Here is a 22754-nt window from a genome sequence, read left to right on the forward strand (position 1 = left end):
TTCGATTGCACACCTGAATCCGGCTAACGTCTCTACGCGCGAGGCGCGTCCTAACGAATCAACAGCGCCCGGAAATCGTTGACGTTGGTTCCGGTCGGTCCGGGCACGAAGAGATCGCCGCTCACGTCAAAGGCCGACCAGGCGTCGTGCCGGGTAAGATGTAGACGTGGATCGATGCCAGCCGCCCGCATGCGGGCAATGCTCTGCCCATTTGCAAAGGCACCGGCATTGTCTTCGGAGCCGTCGATGCCGTCCGTATCGGCGGCAAGCGCATCGATCTCTGACACGCCGTCGATATCGAGCGCCAGCGACAACAGGAACTCGCTGTTGCGCCCGCCCTTGCCGTAGTCCTTGCCCGAAATCGTCACCGTCGTCTCACCACCGGAAAGCAGTACGACCGGCTTGCCAAACGGCCGATCTCTCAGCGCCACTTCGCGGGCAAGCGCTGCATGCATGCGACCGATATCGCGCGCTTCACCCTCGATCGCGTCCGAGAGTATATGCGCCTCGATGCCGAGTTCGCGCGCCTTGGCCGCCGCCGCTTCGAGCGAAACGCTTGCCGAAGCAACGACGTGACACTCATGCGCGGCAAACCGCGGATTGTCCGGATCGGGCGCTGCAGCGGCCTCCGAGCGCAGATGGGTCACCACTTGGTCGGGAAGTTCCATGCGATAGCGGGCAACGATCTCCAGCGCCTCGGCCGCCATGCTGCGATCCGGAACGGTCGGCCCCGAAGCGACGAAGGCCGGGTTGTCGCCGGGTACGTCCGAAACGACCAGACTAACGACACGCGCCGGAAAGGCGGCTGCAGCGAGCCGCCCGCCCTTTATCCGCGACACGTGCTTGCGAACGACGTTCATAGCCGAGATCGGCGCGCCGGAGGCAAGCAGCGCCTTGTTGACGGCGATCTCGTCGGCGAGCGTCAAACCCTCAGGCGGCGCCGGGAGCAGGGCCGAGCCGCCACCGGAAATCAGCGCGATGACCAGATCGTCCGCCGTCAAACCGGCCACGGCCTTCAGCAAGGCATCCGAGGCAGCAAGCCCCGCCTCATCCGGCACCGGATGAGCCGACTGCAGCACAGTGATCGTCTCACACTGTTCGATCGGTCCATGACGGGCGACGACCGTTCCGGAGAAGGGATGCTTCCAGAGCTTCTCGAAGGCGGCGGCCATCTGGCTTGCCGCCTTGCCCGCGCCGACGACCACCGTCCGCCCTTTCGGCGGGGCGGGCAGATGCGCCTTGATCGCCTCATAAGGATCGGCGGCTCGAACGGCTTCCTCGAAAAGCCGGGTCAGGAAGAGGCGCGCATCGATCATGGCGTCCCTCAGCCGGCGATTTCGAGATCGTAGACGAAGATGCCGGCAATACCGCCCTCGGCCGCAGCAACGATCTTGGCGCCGGTCTTGCGGTGCTCCTCGTCTTCCAGATAGGCATCGCGCGCCGCCGCGTCAGTGAAGTCGACGATGAAGCCTTCGGCAAAGCCCTCGTCCATGCCCACTTCCGGGCTGACATTGGCGCCGATATGGGCGGCAAGGAATCCCTGTAACCTGGCCCTCAGCGCGGCAATCTCCCCGAAGATCACCGCCTTCTCCTCGCTGGAGATTTCGGGGCGGAAGCGAATGAAGACACAATGGCGGATCATGGGGACCTCAACGGATATCGGCGCGGGCGCGCGGGCGGCTGTCGTTGCGTTCGTGGGCGAAGATCGCCGGCGGCAGGGGCTGGCGCTCGCGGATGATGTCGGCGCCCTTCTCCCCCATCATGATCGTCGGCCCGTTGGTGTTGCAAGAGGGAACGCGCGGCATCACCGAGCTGTCGCAGACGCGCAGGCCTTCAAGGCCACGCACCTTGAGATCGAGCCCGACCACCGCCATCGCGTCCGTGCCCATCTTGCAGGTGCCGACGGGGTGATGGTCGGTCTTGGCGTTGGCGCAGCCGTAGTCGAAGAACTGCTCATCGCTGACGACCGAATTGCCCGGCAGGCGCTCCGCCAGCACGAAGGGCTTGAGCGCCGCCTGCTGCATGATCTCGCGGGCGATCTTCAGGCCTTCGATGGACATCCTGCGATCATGCGGATCCTCCCAGTAGTTGGGATCGATCAGCGGCGCTGCCGCCGGATCGGAGGAGGAAAGCCGCACCGTTCCGCGCGAGCGCGGATGCAGATAGGCGGAGTTCAGCGTCACGCCGGCATTCTTCAGCTTTTCGACGCCCGCCTCGATGCCCGAGCCGAGACCGAGATGGAACTGGATATCGGGCGAGCGGGCGTTCGGATCGGCATACCAGAAGCCACCGGTCTCAAACAGCGACGACGCCACCGGGCCCGAGCGGAAGAGTACATATTGCAGGCCGGCCCATAGCGTACGATGGAGTTTTGCGACGCCGTCATAGGTGTGGTCGCCGGTGCATTCGGAAATGACAAAGAGATCGAGGTGATCCTGCAGGTTGCCGCCGACACCCGGTAGGTCATGTTTTACCGCGACACCCACCGATTTCAGGTGATCGGCAGGCCCAATGCCGGACTGCAACAAGAGCTTGGGCGAACCGATGGCGCCGGAGGAAACGAGCACCTCGCGCTCCGCCCGGATGATCTCGCTGCCCTTGCCGGTGACGACTTCGACGCCGACGGCACGTGTACCCTCAAGCACGATCCGCGCCACGCGCGCGCTGGTGCGAACCGTCAGATTGCGGCGATCCTTAATCGGCGAAAGATAGGCAAGCGATGCGCTCGAGCGGCGGCGATTGCGCTGGGTGAGCTGATAGAAGCCGACGCCCGCCTGCTGGCGACCGTTGAAATCATGATTATAGGGAATGCCGAGTTCCTGACCGGCGCGGATATAGGCGTCGCAGATCGGCAGCGCCGCCGTGGGCATCGAGACACCGAGCGGGCCGCCATAGGCGTGATAGTCGTCGGCAAAGCGCTGGTTGTCTTCTGAGCGCTTGAAATAGGGAAGAACGCTGCGGTAATCCCAGCCGCTGCAGCCGTCTTCGGAGGCCCAGAGGTCGTAGTCGGCGGCGTTGCCGCGGGTATAGAGCTGGGCATTGATCGACGAGCCGCCGCCGATCACCTTGGCCTGGGTATAGCGTAGCACCCTGCCCTTCATGTGCTTCTGCGGCACGGTCTCCCAGCCCCAGCTGGCAACGCCCTTGGTCATCTTGGCAAAACCTGCCGGCATGTGAAACAGCGGATTCCAGTCGCCGCCGCCGGCCTCCAGCAAAAGGACACGGACCGCTGGATCCTCGGAGAGGCGATTGGCGAGAACGCAGCCGGCCGGGCCGGCGCCGGTGATGATGTAGTCGTAGCTCATTCCCTGTCTTCCCTCCGCCGTCACCAATTTGGAACGTTCCAAATTTTCGACGTGTTCAATTCAAATCCTGCCCGCTTGCGAGCCTCAATAATCCTGCGCGTTTCCTAGAGACGGCCGATCGAAAGCCCGCCATCCGCCTGGATGACCGAGCCGGTGGCAAAGCCGAATTTGCCGCCGGCAAGGCCGGCCGCGATATTGCCTATGTCATCGGGCTCGCCCCAGCGCCGCATCGGCACCAACCCGCCGTCAATCAAGCCATCGTATTTCGCCGAGACGCCGGCGGTCATGTCGGAGCGGATGATACCCGGCCGGATCTCGAAAACCGAGATGCCGGTATTGGCAAGCCTGAGCGCCAGCCCCTGGCTGAAGGCGGCAAGGCCGGCCTTGGTCATGCAATAGTCGAGCCGCTCGGGCGACGTCATCGTTGCCGAAACCGAGGTGATGTTGATGATCGACCGCGGTGCTACATCAGCCGGATCCGTCAGCATCGAGACGAGCACGGCCTGGGTGAAGAATACCGTTCCCCGCAGGTTGGTGGCGACGATCGTGTCGAAATTTTCCGGCAGCAGATCGAGGAAATCACCCCGCATCACCGAGGCGATGCCGGCATTGTTGACGAGGCAGCGGATCGGACCGAGCTCCGCGCGAACACGCTCGACAGTCGCCGCATGGCCGCTGATATCGGCAAGGTTCGCTTCGATGTAGATCGCCCGGCCGTGGTCGCCGGAAAGTTCCGACAGCGTCTGGGCGGTCGTCGCGTCCGCCGCACCGAGGCCGGTGAGCGCAATATCGAAGCCCTCGCGGGCGAGCGCACGGGCGACGCCGAGACCGATGCCGCGGCGGCCGCCGGTGACGATGGCGACGGGGCGCGTCGATGACGTCATGATCGAAACTCCCTAGTGGCGATGTGGTCGGCGACGCGAAGCGCCTGGGCGGCGACGGTCAGGGCCGGATTGACGGCCGCCGACGTCGGCAGGAAACTCGCGTCGACGACGAAGAGGTTCGGGTGATCGAAGGCACGGCAATAGACGTCGAGCGGCGCGTCCTTCGGGTCCTTCCCCATCCGCACCGTGCCGCATTGATGCGACGGCGTGCGCTTGTCGAAGGCCTGCGACAGCACGATCGGATAGCCGGCCGCCTTGAAATGCGCGCGCATCTTCGCTTCGAGCCCGGACAGCGCCTCCATGTTCGAGCGCCGCCACTGCATGATGATGCCCTTGCCGTCGACCATGATGCGGCTTTCCGGGTTCGGCAGGTCCTCCGTCATCATGTACCAGTCGACCGCATGGCCGGCCATGAAATCGAAGGCAAACCGCGGCGCCCAGAGGGGCGCATTGGCCTTGAGGATGTCGCCGTTGATCTTGCCGAGCAGCTGGACGTTGCCGAGCGGCAGGCCATCCCTGCCGCCGGTGAGGTAATAGTCGTTCAGCATCAGCGTCTTCTGGTAGATGCTGTCGTTGCGCTTGAACGGATTGATTGCCAGCATGGCGCTGCAATTGTGGTTCATGAAGTTGCGGCCGACCTGGTCGGAGGCGTTGGCGAGCCCCTTGCCGTCGCCGGAGCGCAAGAGGATGGCGGCCGAATTGATCGCGCCCGCCGACAGGATTACCAGCTTCGGCGACAGCTTCTTCTTCTCGCCCCTGTGGGTGTAGTGGATCGCCTCGATCCGGCCGCCGGGTCCCGCCTCCAGCGTGTCGACATGCGCCGAGGTGATGAGCTCGATATTGGGATCCTTCAGTGCGGAAGCGAGCGATGCTGTTTCAGCGTCCATCTTGCCGTTGCCGGTGTTCGGAAACCCGTCCCAGGGCGTGCGCCCGCCGGCAAGCCAGGCGTCGATGTCGACGCCGAGCGGCAGCGTTGCCGGATTGAGCCCCTGCGCCTTCAGCTCTGCACGGGCCCGCGCAATCGCCGGCTCGTCCGGCACCGGGCCGAAAGTGTAAGGCGAGCTGTGGAACGGCTCCGTCGGGTCGTCGCCCAATTCGCCGCGCACCTCGAACAGCTGCTCGGCCTTGCCGTACCAGGGCTCCAGCTCCTCGTAAGGAAAAGGCCACGCCGGCGAAACGCCGCCGAGATGCTGCATCTCGGTGAAATCTTCGGCCCGGTAGCGCAGGAGCACCGCACCGAAGAGCTTGGAATTGCCGCCGACGAAGTAGAAGTTTCCGGGGTTGAACTCGGTTCCGTCGGGTTCGCGCCACATCTCCCTCGGGCGGAAGTGGCCCTTGACGAAGATCGAGCTGTAGCTGCGCGCCTCCGGCGTATCGGGCAGGCGGTCGCCACGCTCGAGGATGGCGATGCGGGCGCCGGAGCCGGCAAGCCCCGCCGCAAGCGTGGAGCCGCCGATCCCCGACCCGATAATGACGATGTCCGGCTGCTCCTGCATCGTTGGTTACGCGATCCGCTGCTGGCTCTGCGGATCGAAGAACACCGCCTTGTCGAGATTGAAGGCAAGGCGCGAGGTCTGCCCGGGCGCGATGCGGGCGTCAGCTCTCAGCCGGGCAACGATTTCCTTGCCGCCGAGACGGGTGACCGCAAAGGTATCGGAGCCGGCCGGCTCGACCACCTCGATCAGGCACTCGCCCTCGGCGACCACCTTGGCATTGCGGTCGGCGCCATCAGGATCGGTCAGCGCTTCCGGACGGATGCCGAAGACGACGTCCTTGCCGGCATAGGCAGACAGTGCGCCGTTGGCCTGAGGCACCGCAAGCTTCAGCGGTTCGGCATTCGGACGCGTCAGCGTGACCGCGATGTCGGAGCCGCTCTTTTCGATCCGCGCCGTCAGCAGGTTCATCGCCGGCGATCCCATGAAGTCGGCGACGAACATGTTGGCCGGGTTGTTGTAGATCTCGGCCGGCGTCCCGAACTGCTGCAGCACGCCGTCCTTCAGCACCGCGATCTTGGTCGCCAGCGTCATCGCCTCGATCTGGTCGTGGGTCACGTAGACGATCGTCGTCTTCATGCGGTTGTGCAGCCGCTTGATTTCGGTGCGCATGTCGACGCGCAGCTTTGCGTCGAGGTTGGAGAGCGGCTCGTCGAACAGGAAAACCTGCGGGTTGCGCACCAGCGCCCGGCCCATGGCGACGCGCTGGCGCTGGCCGCCCGAGAGCTGGCTCGGCTTGCGATCGAGCAGATGGCCGATCTGCAGCATTTCCGAGACCTGCTTGATCGCCTTTTCGCGCTCCTCCTTCGGCACGCCGCGGATTTCCATGCCGAAGGCAATGTTTCCGGCGACCGTCATGTTCGGGTAGAGCGCGTAGGACTGGAACACCATGGCGATGTCGCGCTTCGAGGGATGCAGATCGGCAACCGAGCGGCCGTTGATGGCGATCTCGCCCGATGTGATCGGCTCAAGCCCGGCGATCGTGTTGAGCAGCGTGGACTTGCCGCAGCCTGAGGGGCCGACCAGCACCAGGAAGCCGCCTTCTTCGATCTCCAGGTTGATATCCTTCAGGATCTCGAGCGAGCCGTAGGATTTGCGCAGGTTGCTGATTTTCAAGAAAGACATGAGCTTATCCTTTCACGGCGCCCGACATCAGCCCGCGAACGAAGTAGCGGCCGGACACGATGTAGACGATGAGCGTTGGCAGGGCGGCGAGGATCGCGCCCGCGAAGTGGACGTTGTATTCCTTGACGCCCGTCGAGGACGAAACGAGGTTGTTCAGCGCGACCGTCATCGGCGTCGAATAGGGGCCTGAGAAGGACGCGCCGAACAGGAAGTCGTTCCAGATGTTGGTGAACTGCCAGATGACCGAGACGACGATGATCGGACCGGAGGACGGCAACAGGATGCGCCAGAAGATCTGGAAGAAGCTGGCGCCGTCGATCTGCGCTGCGCGCACCAGCTCGGTCGGGAACGCTTCGTAGTAGTTGCGGAAATAGAGCGTCGTGAAGCCGATGCCGTAGATCACATGGACGAAGATAAGGCCCCAGATCGAACCGGCTATCCCAAGGATGCCGAGGATGCGTGCCATCGGGATCAGCACGATCTGGAACGGGATGAAGCACGAGAGCAGCAGCATGCCGAAGAAGATGTTGGCACCGGGAAAGCGCCACTTCGTCAGCACATAGCCATTGAGTGCGCCGATGATCGTCGAGATTGCTACGGCCGGCACGACCATCAGGATCGAGTTGATGAAGAAGGGTTTGAGGCCGGTCGGCTGCACGCCGATCTGCGCCGTCGACCAGGCCTGAAGCCAGGGCTCGACCGTAAAGGTCTGCGGCAGGTTGAGCATGCCGCCCTGGCGGATCTCGTCGAGCGGCTTCACCGAGTTCACCAGCATGACGTAGAGCGGCAACAGCGAATAGAGCGCAAAGAGGATCAGCGCGGTGTAGATCAACGCGCGGGTGAGGCGGTTGTGCGAAATGATGTTGTCTGGGCTCGGAGCGCTCATCAGCGTCGTGCTCCCCGGATTTCGGAATAGAGATAGGGAACGATGATCGAGAAGATCATCACCAGCATGATGATCGCCGAGGACGCGCCGATGCCCATCTGGTTGCGGGTGAAGGTGTAGGAATACATGAAGGTCGCCGGCAGCTCGGTCGCCTGGCCGGGGCCGCCGCCGGTGAGCGCGATGATCAGGTCGTAGGCCTTGATCGCCAGATGCGCGAGCACCACGAATGCGGAAAGAAACACCGGCCGCATCAGGGGAATGATGATCCGGCGATAGATCGTCGAGGTCTTGGCGCCGTCGATCTGCGCTGCCTTGATGATCTCGTTGTCGACGCCGCGAAGGCCCGCAAGGAACATCGCCATGATGAAGCCGGTCGACTGCCACACCGCGGCAATGACGACGCAGTAGATCGCGTAGTTGCGGTCCTTGATCCAGTTGAACGAGAAGCTCTCCCAGCCCCAGAGGTGCATGGTGTTCTCAAGGCCGATGCCGGGATCGAGGAACCACTTCCAGGCCGTTCCGGTCACGATGAACGAGAGTGCCATCGGGTAGAGGTAGATCGGCCGCAGGAAGCCTTCGGCCCGGATCTTCTGGTCGAGCAGGATTGCCAGCCCAAGGCCGAGCACGGAGCAGATGGCGATATAGAGCGCGGCGAAGATCGCCAGGTTGCTCACCGCCCGCCACCAGTGCGGCAGCGCCCACAGCTTCGAATAATTGCTTAACCCGACGAAATTGTAGGACGGCAGCATCTTGCTGTCCGTCATCGACAGAAAGCCGGTATAGGCAATAAAGCCATAGACAAAGATCAGGACGATGAGGAAGCTCGGGGCAAGCACCAGCTTCGGTATCAGGTCCTGCAGGCGACTGCGGCTATCCATGAACGTTCACCACTTCTGGCGCGGCCGTCGGGAAATCCCTGATATCGGCATCCGCGCGAGGTTCTGGGTATCAAAGCGCCCCTCCCCGCGTCCTGTTGGCCACGGCGGTTCGACGGCGCCTGCATGTCGGAATGGGGTGTCCGGGGCGCCTAGAGTGCGCCCCGGAGCGAGCCCGTTACTTCGCGGCCTCGACGGCCGAGACCAGTTCCTTGACGGCCTCGTCGGACGTCAGTTCGCCGTTGAACTCGCGCGTCACGACGTCGTAGATCGCGTTCTTCACGGCAGCCGGGTTGGCATGGCCATGGGCCATGGAGCCGAAGAGCTTGCCGTTGGTGTTGGCCTCTGCCAGGTCCTTGATGCCCTTCTTGCCGCAGGCGTCGAAGTCCGTGTCCGGAACGTCGGTGCGGGCCGGGACCGAGCCCTTGACCACGTTGAAGGCCGACTGGAAGGTCGGGCTTTCGATCGCCGAAGCCATGGCGAGCTGGGCCGGAACCTTGTCGTCGGCAACCTTGAACATCGCGAACTGGTCGGAGTTGAAGGTCACGGACCCTTGCGTACCCGGGAAGCGCATGCAGACGAAATCGGTGCCTGGCACCTTCTTGGCCTTCAGGAATTCGCCCTTGGCCCAGTCGCCCATGAACTGCAGGCCGGCCTTGTTCTCTATGACCATGGCGGAAGCGAGGTTCCAGTCACGGCCCGAGAAGTTGTCGTCGACATAGGAGCGCAGCTTCGTCATGCGGTCGAAGGCTTCCTTCATCTTGTCGCCGCCGAGCGCGGCCGGGTCGAGATCGATGAAAGCCTGCTTGTAGAAGTCGGTGCCGAGCGAAAGCACGACGGCGTCGAAGATCGTCGCATCCTGCCAGGGCTGGCCGCCATGGGCGATCGGGGTGATCCCCTGGGCCTTGAAGTTGTCGAGCAGGGCAACCAGTTCGTCCCAGTTGGTCGGCTCCTTGCCGCCAGCCTTGTCGAGGGCGGCCTTGTTGATCCAGACCCAGTTGGTCGAATGCACGTTGACCGGCGCTGCGATCCAGTGGCCGTCATACTTCGAGAATTGCTGCAGGGCGGTCGGGATCACCTTGTCCCAGCCTTCCTTGGAAGCGGTCTCGTCGAGGTTGCCGAGTGCGCCTTCCTTGGCCCAGTCGAGAATGTCGAAGCCGAGCATCTGCACGGCGGTCGGAGCGTTGCCCGCGGTGACGCGAGCGCGCAGAACCGTCATCGCTTCCGTACCGCCACCGCCGGCAACCGGCATGTCGGTCCAGGTGATGCCCTTGCTTTCCAGGTCCTTCTTCAGAACGTCGAGTGCGGCGGCTTCGCCACCGGATGTCCACCAGTGCAGAACTTCCACATTTTCGGCTGCGCGCGCGGCGGTGGCCGCCATCATCAGCGCCACAACGGCCGTCGTCGTCATCAACTTGCGCATCGTTTTCCTCCCGTTTGCAAGTTAACGAGGCGGAACCTCCTCCACCCCGGAATTCGCGCCGCTTCAGCCAGCGGCTGGCCATTTAAAACGTTATAAATTCAGCAAGTCAAGCATTCCGCCATTTTGTATTTTAGCACCTACGGAACCGTTTGAATTTACTGAATTATATAGCTCACATTAGCTATTGCGGTGCAGCAAGCCATGCCGCAATGCGAGATTTAAAACGTTTTCATGATTCGATTGCCTAAGCCCTCGCACCACGATACAAACACCGCTCCCGCCCGCGTTCAGAAAGACTAGCATTGGCCGATCCCTCCAAGCCCGCCCACGCCGAAGACATTGGTTCTGCCGTCAAGCGCGGCAAGCCGACCCTTCGCACGATCGCGGAAATCACCGGCCTTGCGGTCACCACCGTTTCGCGTGCCCTTTCCGATGCTCCGCAGATCTCGCTCGATACCCGCAAGCGAGTGCGCGAGGTCGCAGACGAGATCGGCTATTCGCCCGACCGCGCCGCCCAGCGCCTGAAGACCGGCCGCACCAATGTCATCGGCGTGCTGCTCGACCCGCACGAGGAAATCCTCGGCTACGGCACCTCGATCATGAGTGGCATCGCCAAGGCACTTCAGGGCACGGCCTACCACCTGATCGTCATGCCGAACTTCCTGAACTCGACCAATGTCGAGGCGGTCAACTACATTACCCGCAACGCGATGGCCGATGGACTGATCTTCTCGCGCACGGAACCGCTCGATCCCCGGGTCCGATTGCTGTCCGATCTCGGCTTTCCCTTCGTCACCCATGGGCGCACGGAGCTTTCCACCCCACATCCCTATGTCGACTACGACAACTTCACCTTCTCGTACCAGGCGACGAAGCGCCTGATCGCCAAGGGCAGGCGCAAGCCCGCACTGATCAGCGGTCCCGCCGATTTCACCTTTGCCGGCCATCTTCAGCACGGCTTCATGACCGCCGTGCGCGAGGCGGGCTGCGCCTATGAAATCCTCTCGGGCATCGATCTCGACAGCCCGGCAGGCGCCATCCGCGACCGCGTGCGCCAGCGCTATGCCGAGCCCGATCCGCCGGACAGTTTCATGTGTGGCGGCGAAGTCTGCGCGCTCGCAACCATCACCGGCATGAGCGATTGCGGGCTGACGCTCGGACGCGAATACGACATCGTCGCCAAGCAGACCTCGCATCTCCTGAGCGCCATCCAGCCGCAGGTCGAGACGATCTACGAGGACCTGACGGCGACCGGCGAGGACATGGGCCGGGTGCTCCTGCAGAAGATCGGCGGCGAAAGCGACGTCAGCAAGCTGCAGCTGCTGCTCTGTCCGCAGATCCCATCGAGCTTCGGCGCGGCCGGCTGAGCGGGCGAACACGGCACGCAAGGCGGCGTCACGTGACGCTGCCTCCTGCCCCAATGTTCTCCCCATCGTCCGCATGTCCTCTCCTCCCCTGTTTCAGCCTTAGCGCGGCATCCACCAGCCGGTACGCGGCCCCATATGCATGTTGAGCGTCTTGGTCTCGGTGTAATCCTCGACCGAATGCCGGCCGAGTTCGCGGCCGAGGCCGGACTGGCGGTAGCCGCCGAAGGGCAGTTCCGACGCACCATCCATGAAGGTGTTCATCCAGATTGTGCCGGCGCGCACGCGGCGGCCGATCGTCAGGCAGGTGTCGAAGTCGCGGCTCCACACACCGGCCGAAAGACCATAGTCGATCGCATTGGCGATGCCGATCGCCTCTTCCGTCGTCTCGAAGGTCAGCACCGAGAGAACCGGGCCGAACACTTCTTCGCGCGCCACCGCCATGTCCGGGCGCACGGAAGAAAGGATCGTCGGCGCCATGAACTGGCCCATGCCGAGATCGAGCGCGGTGCCGCCATGGGCAACCGCAGCACCATCCTTGGAAGCAGCAGAAACATAGCTGGCGATCTTTTCCAGATGCTGCGGCGTGATGATTGCGCCGACCTGGGTTTCCGGATTGAGCGGATCGCCGACCTTCACCTTGGCCGAGAGCTCGGCGATGCGGCGCGTCACCTCGTCGGCGATGTCACGGTGCAGGATCAATCGCGAGCCGGCATTGCAGCATTCGCCGGCATTGAAATAGGCGCCGAAGACGGCGGCATCGATGAATTCGTCGAGATTGGCGTCGGGGAAAACGATCTGCGGGTTCTTGCCGCCGAGTTCCAGCGAGACCTTCTTCAGCGTCTGGGCAGCATTGGCCATGGTCAGGCGGCCGACGCCGGTCGAGCCGGTGAAGGACACCATGTCGACATCCGGATGCGTCGTCATTGGCGCGCCGACCTCCGGCCCCGTGCCGGTGATGATGTTGACCACGCCGGCGGGAACGCCGGCGGCTTCGAGGATTTCACCGAGCAGCAGCGTCGAGGCCGAGGTCAGCTCGGACGGCTTGACGACAGTGGTGCAGCCAGCGGCCAGCGCAAAGGGCAGCTTCTGGCTGACGATCAGGAACGGGAAATTCCAGGGCGTGATGATCGAGACGACACCGATCGCCTCGCGCAGCACGACGCCAAGTGTACCGTCACCGAGCGTGTTGTAGCTTTCGCCATGCAGATCGCGGGCGAGAGCCGCGGCGTAGCGCCAGATATCGGCGGCACCGCCGAGTTCGCCCTTGGCTTGGCTGATCGGCTTGCCGGATTCGATCGCATCGAGATAGGCAAGCTCATCGGCGCGCTCGGCAATGATATCGGCTGCGCGCAAAAGCACCAGCGAACGCTGCGAAGCGGTCATGCGCGGCCAGGTGCCCTCGTCGAAGGCACGGCGTGCGGCAGCAATCGCTTTTTCGGCGTCGGCCTTGGTGCCCGCCTGATAGCGGCTGACGACGACGCCGTGGCCCGGCGCCACGCGCTCGATCGTACGGCCCTCGGCGCTGTCCACCCATTTGCCGTCGATCAGCATCTGGAAGGCGCGAACCTTTTGGCCGTCGATCGGCTTGGGTTTCACGAGCACGGTCATTACCATTCTCCCTTGAATTGGGCTTCACGCTTTTCGGAGAAGGCAGCGACACCTTCCTTGAGGTCGCCGGTCTTGGCGACAAGGATCGAGCCGAGCGCTTCGACTGCGGATCCGTTGTCTTCGCCATTCGCCGAAGCGAGCATCAGTTTCGAAATCTCGAGCGCCGCAGGCCCGCGCTTGGCGACACGCGCCGCATAATCGCGGGCAGCTGAAAGCACCGTGCCGGTCTCGACGACGGCATCGACCAGACCTTCGCGCAGAGCAGCCTCGGCGGTGAACATCTCGCCGCCCAGCACCATGCGCCTGACGATCTGGGCGCCAAAGCGAGAGACGAGGCGCTGCGTGCCCGACCAGCCGGGCACCATGCCGAGGCTCGTCTCCGGCAGCCCGATCTTGATCTGCGCTTCGGCCAGCCGGATATCGGCGGCCGCCGCCAGTTCCAGCCCACCGCCAAGCGCATGGCCGTTAAGAGCGGCGATGACGGGCATGCGCAGCGTCGCCAGCCGCTCGAACACGCGGTGGCCGAACCGTACCCAGTCATGCCCGAAGGCAGGCGCATCCATGCCGCCCCAGGCTTTGATGTCACCGCCGGCCGAAAATGCCTTGCCCTCGCCGGTGAGGATGACGACACGCACATTGCGGTCGGCTTCAATCTCGTCGCAAGCCGATGCCAACGCCTTCAGCATGTCGATATCGAAAGCGTTGAGCTTTTCCGGACGGGCGATCGTCATGATCGCGACAGCACCGTCGACGTCGATGCGGATACGGCCCTCAGCCACGGTCGCCTCCCGCAAGCTGGCGCGCCGGCTTCTTCGGCAGTTCAAGACCAAGCAATGCATCCTGGAACAGACCCGCATCCATGGTCTTCAGTCTGTCGGAAACGATCAGTGGGAATTCCGACTGGTCGAGAATATGCGCCTGCAGGTCGACCCCCGGCGCGATCTCGGTCAGCATCACGCCCTCGGGCGTCAGCTTCATCACGCAGCGCTCGGTGACATAGGTGATGTCCTGGCCCTGCTCGATGCCGCGACGGCCTGAGAAGGTGACGTGTTCGACCTCGTTGACCAGCTTCTTCAGCTTGCCTTCCTTTTCGATCACCAGCTTGCCGTCGGCGACCGCGAGCTTGGCGCCGGCATTGAACATGCCGGAGAAGACGATCTTCTTCGCCCGTGCCGTTATGTCGACGAAACCGCCGGCGCCGGCCGTCACATGCGGGCGGAAAGAGAGTTTCGACACGTTGACCGAGCCATTGCGATCGATCTCAAGGAAGGAGAGCAGCGAGGCATCGAAGCCGGCGCCCTGGAAATAGGTGAACTGGTAGGGCGAGGGCATGAAGGCATCGGCGTTAGACGCGCAGCCGAAGGCGAAGTCGAGCAGCGGCACGCCACCGACGGCGCCCTGCTCGATCACCCAGGTGACCGCACCATGCAGCCCTTCTTCGAGCAGGATGCGCGGCACATTGGCCGAAATGCCGAAGCCGAGATTGACGGCGCTGCCGGCTTCAAGCTCCTGCGCCACGCGGCGGGCAATGACCTTCTGGATATTGAATTCCGGCACCCGGAAACTGTCGAGCGGCCGGAAGATCTCGCCGGAAATCGCCGGATCGTAAAGCGTCTGGGTCGTCTGTTTCTGGTCGGGATCGACGATGACATAATCCACCAGCACGCCCGGCACGCGCACGTCGTGGGGTTTCAGTGAGCCTTCCTTGGTGATGCGCTTGACCTGGGCAATGACGATGCCGCCATTGTTGCGGGCAGCGAGCGCCTGGTCGAGACCACCGAGATAGGCGCCCTCGTGCTCATAGGTGAGATTGCCGCGCTCGTCCGCCGTCGTCGCGCGGATGATCGCCACTTGCGGCGCGATCGCCTTGAAATAGAGCCAGTCCTCGCCTTCGAACGAGACCTTCTTAACCATGGGCTCAGCCGCGGCCGAAGCATTCATGGCGCAGCCTTCGCGCGACGGATCGACGAAGGTGTCGAGGCCGACCTTGGTCATCACGCCCGGGCGCTTGGCCGCGGCCTCGCGGTGCATGTCGAAGAGGATGCCGGAGGGCACGTTGTAGGCGGCCACTTCGTCAGCGCCGATCATCTGCCAGATCAACGGCGGTTCCGCACTCGACGGACCCGAGGGATAGGAGCCGCCGATGATCTTCTTCAGCAGACCCTTCTTGGCGATATAGTCGACGCCCTTGATGCCGCTCATGTCGCCGGCGGCAATCGGATGCAGCGTCGTCAGGTCGCGTGGGTGGCCGGTCGTCTCGAACCGCTCGCCGATCGCCTTGAGCATCAGATCCGGGCAGCCGAGGCCGCTGGACGAGGAGACCGAAACCACCGCGCCATCCGGGATCAGGGCAGCCGCTTCGGCCGGCGAGATGTGCTTGTTCATCGACATGAGTTCAAAGTCCCGTTTCGATCGCCACGGCCTGGCCGGTGGCCGCCGCCTTGACGACGGCAAGGCCCGTTGCCAGCGACCAGACGCCATCCTCGCCCGTCGCAGATGGACGGCCGTTGCCTTGGGCAGCGGCATGGAAAGCGGAAAGCGCTGTTTCGTAGAGATTGCGGTGGTCGAGGGCGAGCTCGCTCTCGCCATCGGCGTTGCGCAGCGTCACCGTGCCGATCGGCTTCTGCGTCATCACGTTGCGGCCGATCAGCGATCCTTCGGTGCCATGCACCTCAAGACCGGTCTCTGCGTATTTGGTGGTGAAGGCATCGTGGAACTGTGCGATGACGCCGGAGCGGAAGTGGATGACACCCATGACGCCATCCTCCAGGCCTTCCTTGCCCATGCCGGCACTGTGACTGATGGCAACGGCCTCGATCGGATCGTCGTTGAGGATGAAGCGCATCGTATCGGCGTCATGCACGGTGATGTCGAGAATGACGCCGCCGCCGGCGTCCGGCCTCTCCAGTCGCCAGCCCTGGAGATGCGGCGGCAGATAGACGGCGTGGAAGACGCGGGCTGCAATCGGCCGGCCGATCCTGCCCTCGGCGATCGCATCGCGCATTGCGCGGTGGCTAGCGGCATTGCGCAGGTGGTGGTTAGTAGCAAGAACGACACCCGCTTCCTGCGCTGCGCTCACCATGTCGCGCGCATCCTCCAGCGTCATCGCCAGCGGCTTCTCGCAGAGCACGTGCTTGCCGGCAGCGATCGCCGCCAGCGTCTGCTCGCGATGCAGTTCATTGGTGGTGGAGACATAGACGGCGTCGACATCGGGATCGCCGACGAGTTCGGCAACAGTGGTCACCGACTTGGCGATGCCGTTCTCCTCGGCGTAAGCCGCGCCGCGCTCCGCGCTCGTGCTCATGACGGAGACGACCTCACCTCCGGCGGCGCGGATTGCGCCGATCACCCATTCGCGCGCAATCGTGCTTGCGCCGATCAGACCCCACCGTGTCATGCCAGTGCCTCCCTTTTTCTCTCGATTGCAGCGCCGCAGCTCTGGCGAACGACGAGACGAACCGAACCGACGATGGCCTCCGGCTCCGCCTTGCCGGCCTTGATCTGCTTCAACAGCAGTTCGGCCGCCCGTTGGCCCATGCCTTGCGGATCGACGGACACCGTCGTCAGCGCCGGAACTGCTGTCTTCGCCTCGATCACGTCGTCGAAACCGATAACGGCGAAATCGGCACCCGGCTCAAGCCGCCGGGCCCTCAGGCCATCGCAGACGCCGAAAGCGACCGCATCATTGAAGCAGAGTGCGGCCGTCGGCCGGTCGGCGAGCATCATCGCCTGCTCCACTGCCGTCACCCCGCCGGCACGCGACGGCGCCGAACCGATGATCAGCGATTCCGAAACCGGCATGCCGGCCTCGACGAGCGCATCGCGGTAGCCGCGCATGCGCGCCTCGAAGACGGCGGTGTCGGAAAAACCGCCGAGGAAGGCGATGCGCTGGTGACCACGTTCGATCAGATGACGCACCGCGGCCACGGCACCAGCGTGGTTGTCGGAGATCAGCGAAGAGACATTTGCACCGGCAATATCGCGGACGACGAGCACGACGGGAATGCCGCTCTCGACCAAAGACGCAAGATCGGCCGCTTCGGTGCCACGCGCCGGCGAGATGATCAGGCCGGAAACGCCATGCTCGCGCATCGACGCGACCACTTCGCGCTGGCGCTCGATCTTTTCGCCGGTATTGGCAAGAAACTGCACGAAGCCTGCCGATTGCACGACCGCATCGACGCCGACGGCGAGTTCCGCAAAGAAGCTGTTGGTGAGATCGTTGACGACGATGCCGATGATCTTGGACTTCGATTGCCGAAGATTGGCAGCGCCGCGATTATAGACATAGCCGAGATCGCGGATGGCGGCATTCACCTTGGCGCGCGTCGCCTCATTGACGAGCGAGCTGCCCTGAAGAACGAGCGACACGGTCGACTTCGACACGCCGGCAGCGTGCGCAATATCGATGACCGTTACCCTCTCCTTGACCACAGCATCCTCCCGAATTCTTCTGACTGCTTTCTTCTTTCATAATTGGAACGTTCCAATTTCGTCAAGAGTTGGCTGATCATTTTTTTCACGTCCAGCCGCGCTCGGTCTAGACAAAAGGCACCTTGAGAAGCGTAGAGATCTGCGGTTTGACGGATTATTTAATTGAATTTCAATGATATTATCGGAGATCCGCAATCGTCTGGAGGAGGATCGCCTCGCCTGAAAAACATTGCCGCTTGCCATTTGGAACGATCCAAAGTATTCCAAGACAAACGTCCGCGGAGGAGACTAACCCCAATGACAAGCCTGACGCTGCCGCGCCAAGACGGCTCGCTTGAACAGTATCGCCTGACCGGAACGCCGATCGAACGGCCCAACACGCCGCCGACCTTCAACCGCATCGCCTATGCGGCCGCCCATGTGGTCTCGGATCCGCTCAAGGATCTCGATCCCTGGGGCAACCCGGCGATCGACTGGGACGCGACGATGGCGTTTCGCCATCACCTCTGGAGCCTGGGTTTCAAAATCGCCGAGGCGATGGACACCGCCCAACGCGGCATGGGCCTTGCCTGGCCGGGCGCGCAGGAGCTGATCCGCCGATCGCTCAGCGATGCGCGGCAGATAGCGGGCGCCGATCTTGCCTGTGGCGCCGGCACCGACCATCTTGCGCCCACCGATGCACGCTCGCTTGACGATGTGATTGCCGCCTATGAGGAACAGGTCGGCTTCGTCGAAGGCGAGGGGGGCAGGGCGATCATGATGGCGAGCCGGGCGCTCGCCCGCGTCGCGCGATCGGCCGACGACTATCGCCTCGTCTATGGCCGCATCCTCGGCCAGACCAGGCACAAGGTGGTGTTGCATTGGCTCGGCGACATGTTCGATCCGCAACTTCGGGGCTATTGGGGTTCGGAGAATTTCGACCAGGCGCTCGATACGGTGCTCTCGATCATCGAAGCCAACCGCGACAAGGTCGAAGGCATCAAGATTTCGCTGCTCGAAAACGCCAAGGAAGTGGCACTGCGCAATCGCCTGCCCGAAGGCGTGCTCTGCTTTACCGGCGACGACTTCAACTATGCCGAACTGATCGAGGGCGATGGCACGAAGTACAGCCACGCGCTGCTCGGCATCTTCGATGCGGTGGCGCCCTCCGCCTCCAAGGCACTTGCGGCGCTGGCGAAGGACGATCTCGCCACCTTCCGCGGCGTTATCGAGCCGACCGTGCCCCTGTCCCGCAAGATCTTCGAGGCGCCGACACAGTATTACAAGGCCGGCGTCGTTCTCCTCGCCTGGCTGAATGGCCACCAGCGCCACTTCACCATGCCCGCCGGCATGCAGTCCGCCCGCGGGGTGCTGCACTACGCCGATATCTTCCGCCTCGCCGACCGCGCCAATGTGCTCGACCGGCCGGAACTGGCGCTCCAGAGAATGAAAAGCCTGCTATCGACCCTCGGCGTGGACCAAAGCGCCTGAGAAAGAGCGGCGCTTGAGAAATGACAGACGGCGCCTTCCGGGCGCCGTCTGTTTTCGATCGGGAGCCGGGCAGGGACCGGCCGGATGATCAGAATGTTGCCGTCAGGCTCATCCAGAAGCGGCGGCCTTCCATGACCGTGTTGAAATCGGTCTGCTCGACTTCCTTGTCGAAGAGATTGTAGACCGCGGCGTTCAGCGTCAGGCCCTCGCCGACATCATATTTCGTGCCGATATCGACCGTCGTATAGGCGTCGTACTTGCGGCCCTGCTGGCCGTTGATCGTCACCGGCTTGCCGTTGGTGCCGATGCGCGGGCCGGCGGCGATCTCTTCGCCGTGATAGTTGACGGAAGCCCAGGCTTCTAGCCCTTCGACCGGCGTGTACCAATCAGCCCTGAGATTGGCCATGTGTTCCGGCGTTCGCGCCAGCGGGAAGCCGGCAAAGGTGCCGGTCTTCTGTTCGGACTGCGTGTAGGTGTAGCTCGCGCGAAGTGTCAGATCCGGCGTCGCATTCCAGGTCGCGGTCAGCTCGACGCCCTGAATGATCGCGTCGTCGATATTGTAGTTGTACCAGAGGCGGTAGTTCGGGTCCTCGCTCCAGCGCACCGGATTGCCGGCCGAATCCAGCACCATCGAGTTGGAGATCTTGTCCCGGAAATCCGTATAGAAATAGGTACCGCCGAGAATGACGTCGCCATTGTCCCAAACCGCGCCGATTTCATAGCTCGTGCTCGATTCGGCCCTCAGGTTCGGATCGGCGATGATCACGCCGCAGGTGCCGGTCGGACCATAGGAGCAACCGCCACCGCCGGTCGTATAGGCATAACCCGGCGCAATGCTGCGGATATCGGGCGCACGGAAGCCGGTGGAAATGCCGCCCTTTACCGTCAGCATGTCGGTCGCGTTCCAGACGCCGTAGATGCGCGGGCTCAAGTGGTAGCCATATTCCTCATGATGATCGAGACGCAGGCCCGTGGTCAGTGCGAAGTCATCGACCATGCGCCATTCGTCTTCGGCAAACAGCGCCCATTGCGTCGCCGAGAAGGTCTCGTTCAAGCCCGTGCGTCGACCCGGGTTCTGGTCGGAAAGCCGCGCCTCGAAATATTGCCCGCCAGTCACCAGCGTGTGGCTGCCGCCGAGATCGAAGGGGGTGGTGAACTTGCCGTCGATGACGGTGTTGCGCACCTCGGGCGCGCGCGGCTGCTTGACGAAGCGACCGTCTGCCTGGCTGTAGTTGTAGGTCCGGCGCTCCGCCCATTCCTGCAGGATGGAGAAGTCAGACGTCGTCGGTCCCCAGCGCCCCGTATGGGAGAACGACCAGTGATCGCGGTCGTTGTCGTTGTAGGTGCTGACCGCGCGCGGTCCGGGCTCGATCGTCTTGCCGACATTGGCATCGCGGCGAAGCCGTGCGGTCCCGCCTTCGAGGAAGAAGTCATGATCCTCGTTCGGCGTATAGGAAAGCCGCGCCGTCAGATCGTGTTCCTTCGAACCGGTGATGCCGGAAAGGAACCTGTCCTCACTGCGCTTCAGGCCGCGGCCCCAGATCTGTACGCCGAGCGTATCTTTCAGGATCGGCCCGCTGGTGTAGAACGACATTTGGCCCGAATTGCCGAACTGCTTGTGCTGCTGCATCGTGCCGTCGGTGGTGAACGAGCCGGTCCAGCTGTCGGCGACCTTGCGGGTGATGATGTTGATGACCCCACCCATGGCATCAGAACCGTAGAGCGACGACATCGGCCCACGGACGATCTCGATACGCTCGATGGCGGCGGCCGGCGGAATGAAGCTCTGCTCGAAACCGGAGTTGCCATTGGTGCGCGCGTCACGCGTGCTCTGGCGCTTTCCGTCGACAAGAATCAGCGTGTAGGAACCCGGCAGGCCGCGGATGAAGATGTCGCGCTCGTTGGCGACACCTGTCACCGCAACCCCTTGCGCGTCGCGAAGCGCATCGGTGAGATCGCGGAACGACCGCTTTTGCAGGTCTTCGCCCGAGATCACCGTGATGCTCGCCGGCGCATCCTTGACGTTTTGCTCGAACCCGGTCGCCGTCACCACAATCTGCTCGAGTTCGGTCGCCTTCTCCTTTTCCTTGGCCTTCTGTGCCAAGGCTTCCGTCGGCGCCGTCAGCGCCGTGCCGGCGAGGCAGGCGCAGACGAAACGACGTGACCATCCGGCCGAGCCGCACCGGTTCCAGCGGGCCCCTTGCCGCTGCCCCTCGGTTTCGGTCTCAGGCCCCATCCGCTTCATCATCTTCGCCCCGCATATATGTTGAGTAATGAACTCCACTTAGTTATTGGCGAGGGAGACGGTCAACGACGCTGTTTTGGAACCGTTCCAAATACGAAACGACGCAAAACAGCGCCCGCGAATATGCCGGATGAGACAGAAAGGCGGGACGGAACCATGGCGAAAGCAACGGCGAGCGTTACAGGAGGCGCGTCGGCCTCCAACGAACGTCAGACGGATCTGAGCAAGCTGCGCCTGCTCCTGGCGCTGGACGCACTGCTACGCGAAAACAGCGTCAGCCGTGCCGCTTCAAGCGTCGGTCTGCAGCCCTCGGCAATGAGCCGCTTGCTCGGTCAGTTGCGTGAGGACTATGCCGATCCGCTGTTCCTGCGCACAGGTCATGGCCTGCGTCCGACCCCGCTTGCCGAGTCTCTGCGGCTACGCGTGCGCGCTCTTGCCGCAGGGACCGAAGCCCTGCTTGACGCACGCTCCGCTGGCTCTGCGTCCGCACCCACACAGACAGGTCACGCCGGCTGGGGAGGGCAGGCACTGACCGACGCACCACCGCTGGCGGTCCGGCCAAGCCGCCTGCTTGAGGGGAAGCCGGCACCGGAACAGTTCGCCGCAAAGCTGGCCGAAATCGGGGACGATGCCGCCCCTGAACGACGATTGGCTCGCTGCATCGCGACTGTCGGAACCGGCGCCGGCCGCAGCCGCCCCTTGAGCGAAGAGGAGGCCGAGGACGCGCTGGCGATCATCCTTGCCGGCGAAGCGGACCCGGTGCAGATCGGTGCGCTGATGACGGTGCTGCATTATCGCGGACCGACGGCGGTGGAGGTGGCCGGTTTCGTGCGCGCCATGCGCCGCCATATCGGCGCAATTGAACCGGGAAACGGCATCGCCGACCTCGATTGGCCCTGCTACCTCTCGCCCAAATTGAAGACTGCGCCCTGGTTCCTGCATGCGGCACGGCTTGTCGTCGATGCCGGGCATCGCGTCGTGTTGCATGGAAGTTACGGTGAAGAGGGTACGGATCGGCACAAGCTGGAGGTGGCCGCTTCCGCAGCCGGCATCCCGATCTGCACGTCGATCACGGCCGCCAAGACAGCGCTTCGGTCGGCAGGCATCGCCTATCTGCCGCTCTCGGCCTTTGCGCCGCAGGTCTATCGCTTGCTGGGGCTCTATCGGCTGATGGAGATGCGCATGCCGCTAAACGCCGCCATTCACCTCATCAATCCGATGGGCGGACGGACAAGCCTGATCGGAGTCGCCAATCCCTCGAGCCGAACGCTCAGCCGCGACATCGCCATGCTGCTCGGCACGAGAGAGTTGACGATCCTCGGCAATACCCGCGACCACGCTGAGTTCACGCCCTACCGCCAGACGCCCCTTTTCCGCCTTGTCGGCGGCGAAGCTTCCGACGTCATCATTCCCGCGAAAATCGCGCCGCCGGCCGAACCGCGCACCGGCTTGAGCAGCCGCGAATACTGGCAGGCGGTTTGGACTGGTGCTGCCCGCGACGAGCGCGCGGAAACCACCATCATTACGACGGCGGCTGCCGCCCTTGTCAGTCTGCGCAATCACGACGACTTCGAGGCTGCTTGCGAGACAGTGCGGGGACTTTGGAACAACCGATCACGCCGGATGGCGTGATCGGAGA

General features: G+C 63.4%; 18 protein-coding genes. 3 read left to right on the plus strand and 15 right to left on the minus strand.

Annotation, left to right across the window (positions count from 1 at the left end; genetic code table 11):
• Positions 1–50: 50 nt before the first annotated feature.
• The 9 genes from IB262_RS17105 to IB262_RS17145 form a co-directional block, all read right to left on the minus strand.
• Entirely contained in the window at positions 51–1316 is a 1266-nt protein-coding gene (locus IB262_RS17105; RefSeq protein WP_112976179.1) for a glycerate kinase, read from the minus strand.
• 8 nt (positions 1317–1324) lie between these two features.
• Positions 1325–1642 (minus strand): Dabb family protein, encoded by a 318-nt coding sequence (locus IB262_RS17110; RefSeq protein WP_112976180.1) that lies wholly within the window; start codon positions 1640–1642, stop codon positions 1325–1327.
• Positions 1643–1649: 7 nt separating this feature from the next.
• Positions 1650–3305 (minus strand): GMC family oxidoreductase N-terminal domain-containing protein, encoded by a 1656-nt coding sequence (locus tag IB262_RS17115; protein ID WP_060586591.1) that lies wholly within the window; start codon positions 3303–3305, stop codon positions 1650–1652.
• Positions 3306–3409: 104 nt separating this feature from the next.
• Positions 3410–4189: a 3-ketoacyl-ACP reductase gene (locus tag IB262_RS17120; RefSeq protein ID WP_060521495.1), complete on the minus strand. Its 780-nt coding sequence runs from the start codon at positions 4187–4189 to the stop codon at positions 3410–3412.
• Positions 4186–5685 (minus strand): GMC family oxidoreductase, encoded by a 1500-nt coding sequence (locus IB262_RS17125; protein ID WP_060611295.1) that lies wholly within the window; start codon positions 5683–5685, stop codon positions 4186–4188. The genes IB262_RS17120 and IB262_RS17125 overlap by 4 nt, the downstream gene beginning before the upstream one ends.
• A 6-nt stretch (positions 5686–5691) precedes the next feature.
• On the minus strand, positions 5692–6807 hold the full coding sequence (locus IB262_RS17130) for an ABC transporter ATP-binding protein (RefSeq protein ID WP_034803014.1): 1116 nt from the start codon (positions 6805–6807) through the stop codon (positions 5692–5694).
• Between the two features lie 4 nt (positions 6808–6811).
• On the minus strand, positions 6812–7693 hold the full coding sequence (locus IB262_RS17135) for a carbohydrate ABC transporter permease (RefSeq protein ID WP_034803016.1): 882 nt from the start codon (positions 7691–7693) through the stop codon (positions 6812–6814).
• On the minus strand, positions 7693–8571 hold the full coding sequence (locus IB262_RS17140; protein ID WP_060521497.1) for a sugar ABC transporter permease: 879 nt from the start codon (positions 8569–8571) through the stop codon (positions 7693–7695). Before IB262_RS17140 ends, IB262_RS17135 begins: the two co-directional genes overlap by 1 nt.
• A 175-nt stretch (positions 8572–8746) precedes the next feature.
• Complete coding sequence (locus tag IB262_RS17145) at positions 8747–9991, minus strand: ABC transporter substrate-binding protein (RefSeq protein ID WP_112976181.1); 1245 nt, start codon at positions 9989–9991, stop codon at positions 8747–8749.
• Positions 9992–10293: 302 nt separating this feature from the next.
• Here IB262_RS17145 and IB262_RS17150 point away from each other — a divergent pair, with 302 nt between their 5' ends.
• Positions 10294–11358 (plus strand): LacI family transcriptional regulator, encoded by a 1065-nt coding sequence (locus IB262_RS17150; RefSeq protein ID WP_034803036.1) that lies wholly within the window; start codon positions 10294–10296, stop codon positions 11356–11358.
• 99 nt (positions 11359–11457) lie between these two features.
• Here IB262_RS17150 and IB262_RS17155 read toward each other — a convergent pair whose 3' ends face one another.
• The 5 genes from IB262_RS17155 to IB262_RS17175 are packed head-to-tail and all read right to left on the minus strand — an operon-like array spanning position 11458 to position 17400.
• Positions 11458–12966, minus strand: coding sequence for an aldehyde dehydrogenase family protein (locus IB262_RS17155; protein WP_060521498.1), 1509 nt, complete (start codon positions 12964–12966; stop codon positions 11458–11460).
• Positions 12966–13745 (minus strand): enoyl-CoA hydratase/isomerase family protein, encoded by a 780-nt coding sequence (locus IB262_RS17160; protein WP_112976194.1) that lies wholly within the window; start codon positions 13743–13745, stop codon positions 12966–12968. Before IB262_RS17160 ends, IB262_RS17155 begins: the two co-directional genes overlap by 1 nt.
• Entirely contained in the window at positions 13738–15357 is a 1620-nt protein-coding gene (locus tag IB262_RS17165) for an acyl CoA:acetate/3-ketoacid CoA transferase (RefSeq protein ID WP_192493706.1), read from the minus strand. Before IB262_RS17165 ends, IB262_RS17160 begins: the two co-directional genes overlap by 8 nt.
• 4 nt (positions 15358–15361) lie before the next feature.
• Positions 15362–16363 (minus strand): Gfo/Idh/MocA family oxidoreductase, encoded by a 1002-nt coding sequence (locus IB262_RS17170; RefSeq protein WP_192493707.1) that lies wholly within the window; start codon positions 16361–16363, stop codon positions 15362–15364.
• Positions 16360–17400: a LacI family DNA-binding transcriptional regulator gene (locus IB262_RS17175; RefSeq protein WP_192493708.1), complete on the minus strand. Its 1041-nt coding sequence runs from the start codon at positions 17398–17400 to the stop codon at positions 16360–16362. Before IB262_RS17175 ends, IB262_RS17170 begins: the two co-directional genes overlap by 4 nt.
• A gap of 297 nt (positions 17401–17697) precedes the next feature.
• On the opposite strand from IB262_RS17175, the gene IB262_RS17180 reads away from it, so the two are divergent.
• The gene (locus IB262_RS17180) at positions 17698–18870 is read left to right on the plus strand and encodes a dihydrodipicolinate synthase family protein (RefSeq protein WP_192493709.1); all 1173 of its coding nucleotides are present in this window, start codon (positions 17698–17700) and stop codon (positions 18868–18870) included.
• A gap of 88 nt (positions 18871–18958) precedes the next feature.
• Here the strand turns inward: IB262_RS17180 and IB262_RS17185 are convergent, their stop codons facing one another.
• Positions 18959–21118 carry a TonB-dependent receptor gene (locus IB262_RS17185; protein WP_246802658.1) on the minus strand — a complete coding sequence of 720 codons (2160 nt, stop codon included), beginning with the start codon at positions 21116–21118 and terminating at the stop codon, positions 18959–18961.
• A gap of 153 nt (positions 21119–21271) precedes the next feature.
• Between IB262_RS17185 and IB262_RS17190 the strand changes: the two genes are divergently transcribed.
• Positions 21272–22747 (plus strand): glycosyl transferase family protein, encoded by a 1476-nt coding sequence (locus tag IB262_RS17190; RefSeq protein ID WP_192493711.1) that lies wholly within the window; start codon positions 21272–21274, stop codon positions 22745–22747.
• Positions 22748–22754 lie beyond the last annotated feature (7 nt).

The sequence above is a fragment of the Ensifer sp. ENS02 genome, assembly GCF_014851885.1.
GTDB lineage: Bacteria > Pseudomonadota > Alphaproteobacteria > Rhizobiales > Rhizobiaceae > Ensifer > Ensifer adhaerens.

Coding starts and splice junctions, on each gene's coding strand:
- IB262_RS17105 (WP_112976179.1), bottom strand. CDS start 1,316: ATGATCGATGCGCGCCTCTTCCTGACCCGGCTTTTCGAGGAAGCCGTT.
- IB262_RS17110 (WP_112976180.1), bottom strand. CDS start 1,642: ATGATCCGCCATTGTGTCTTCATTCGCTTCCGCCCCGAAATCTCCAGC.
- IB262_RS17115 (WP_060586591.1), bottom strand. CDS start 3,305: ATGAGCTACGACTACATCATCACCGGCGCCGGCCCGGCCGGCTGCGTT.
- IB262_RS17120 (WP_060521495.1), bottom strand. CDS start 4,189: ATGACGTCATCGACGCGCCCCGTCGCCATCGTCACCGGCGGCCGCCGC.
- IB262_RS17125 (WP_060611295.1), bottom strand. CDS start 5,685: ATGCAGGAGCAGCCGGACATCGTCATTATCGGGTCGGGGATCGGCGGC.
- IB262_RS17130 (WP_034803014.1), bottom strand. CDS start 6,807: ATGTCTTTCTTGAAAATCAGCAACCTGCGCAAATCCTACGGCTCGCTC.
- IB262_RS17135 (WP_034803016.1), bottom strand. CDS start 7,693: ATGAGCGCTCCGAGCCCAGACAACATCATTTCGCACAACCGCCTCACC.
- IB262_RS17140 (WP_060521497.1), bottom strand. CDS start 8,571: ATGGATAGCCGCAGTCGCCTGCAGGACCTGATACCGAAGCTGGTGCTT.
- IB262_RS17145 (WP_112976181.1), bottom strand. CDS start 9,991: ATGCGCAAGTTGATGACGACGACGGCCGTTGTGGCGCTGATGATGGCG.
- IB262_RS17155 (WP_060521498.1), bottom strand. CDS start 12,966: ATGACCGTGCTCGTGAAACCCAAGCCGATCGACGGCCAAAAGGTTCGC.
- IB262_RS17165 (WP_192493706.1), bottom strand. CDS start 15,357: ATGTCGATGAACAAGCACATCTCGCCGGCCGAAGCGGCTGCCCTGATC.
- IB262_RS17170 (WP_192493707.1), bottom strand. CDS start 16,363: ATGACACGGTGGGGTCTGATCGGCGCAAGCACGATTGCGCGCGAATGG.
- IB262_RS17180 (WP_192493709.1), top strand. CDS start 17,698: ATGACAAGCCTGACGCTGCCGCGCCAAGACGGCTCGCTTGAACAGTAT.
- IB262_RS17185 (WP_246802658.1), bottom strand. CDS start 21,118: ATGATGAAGCGGATGGGGCCTGAGACCGAAACCGAGGGGCAGCGGCAA.
- IB262_RS17190 (WP_192493711.1), top strand. CDS start 21,272: ATGGCGAAAGCAACGGCGAGCGTTACAGGAGGCGCGTCGGCCTCCAAC.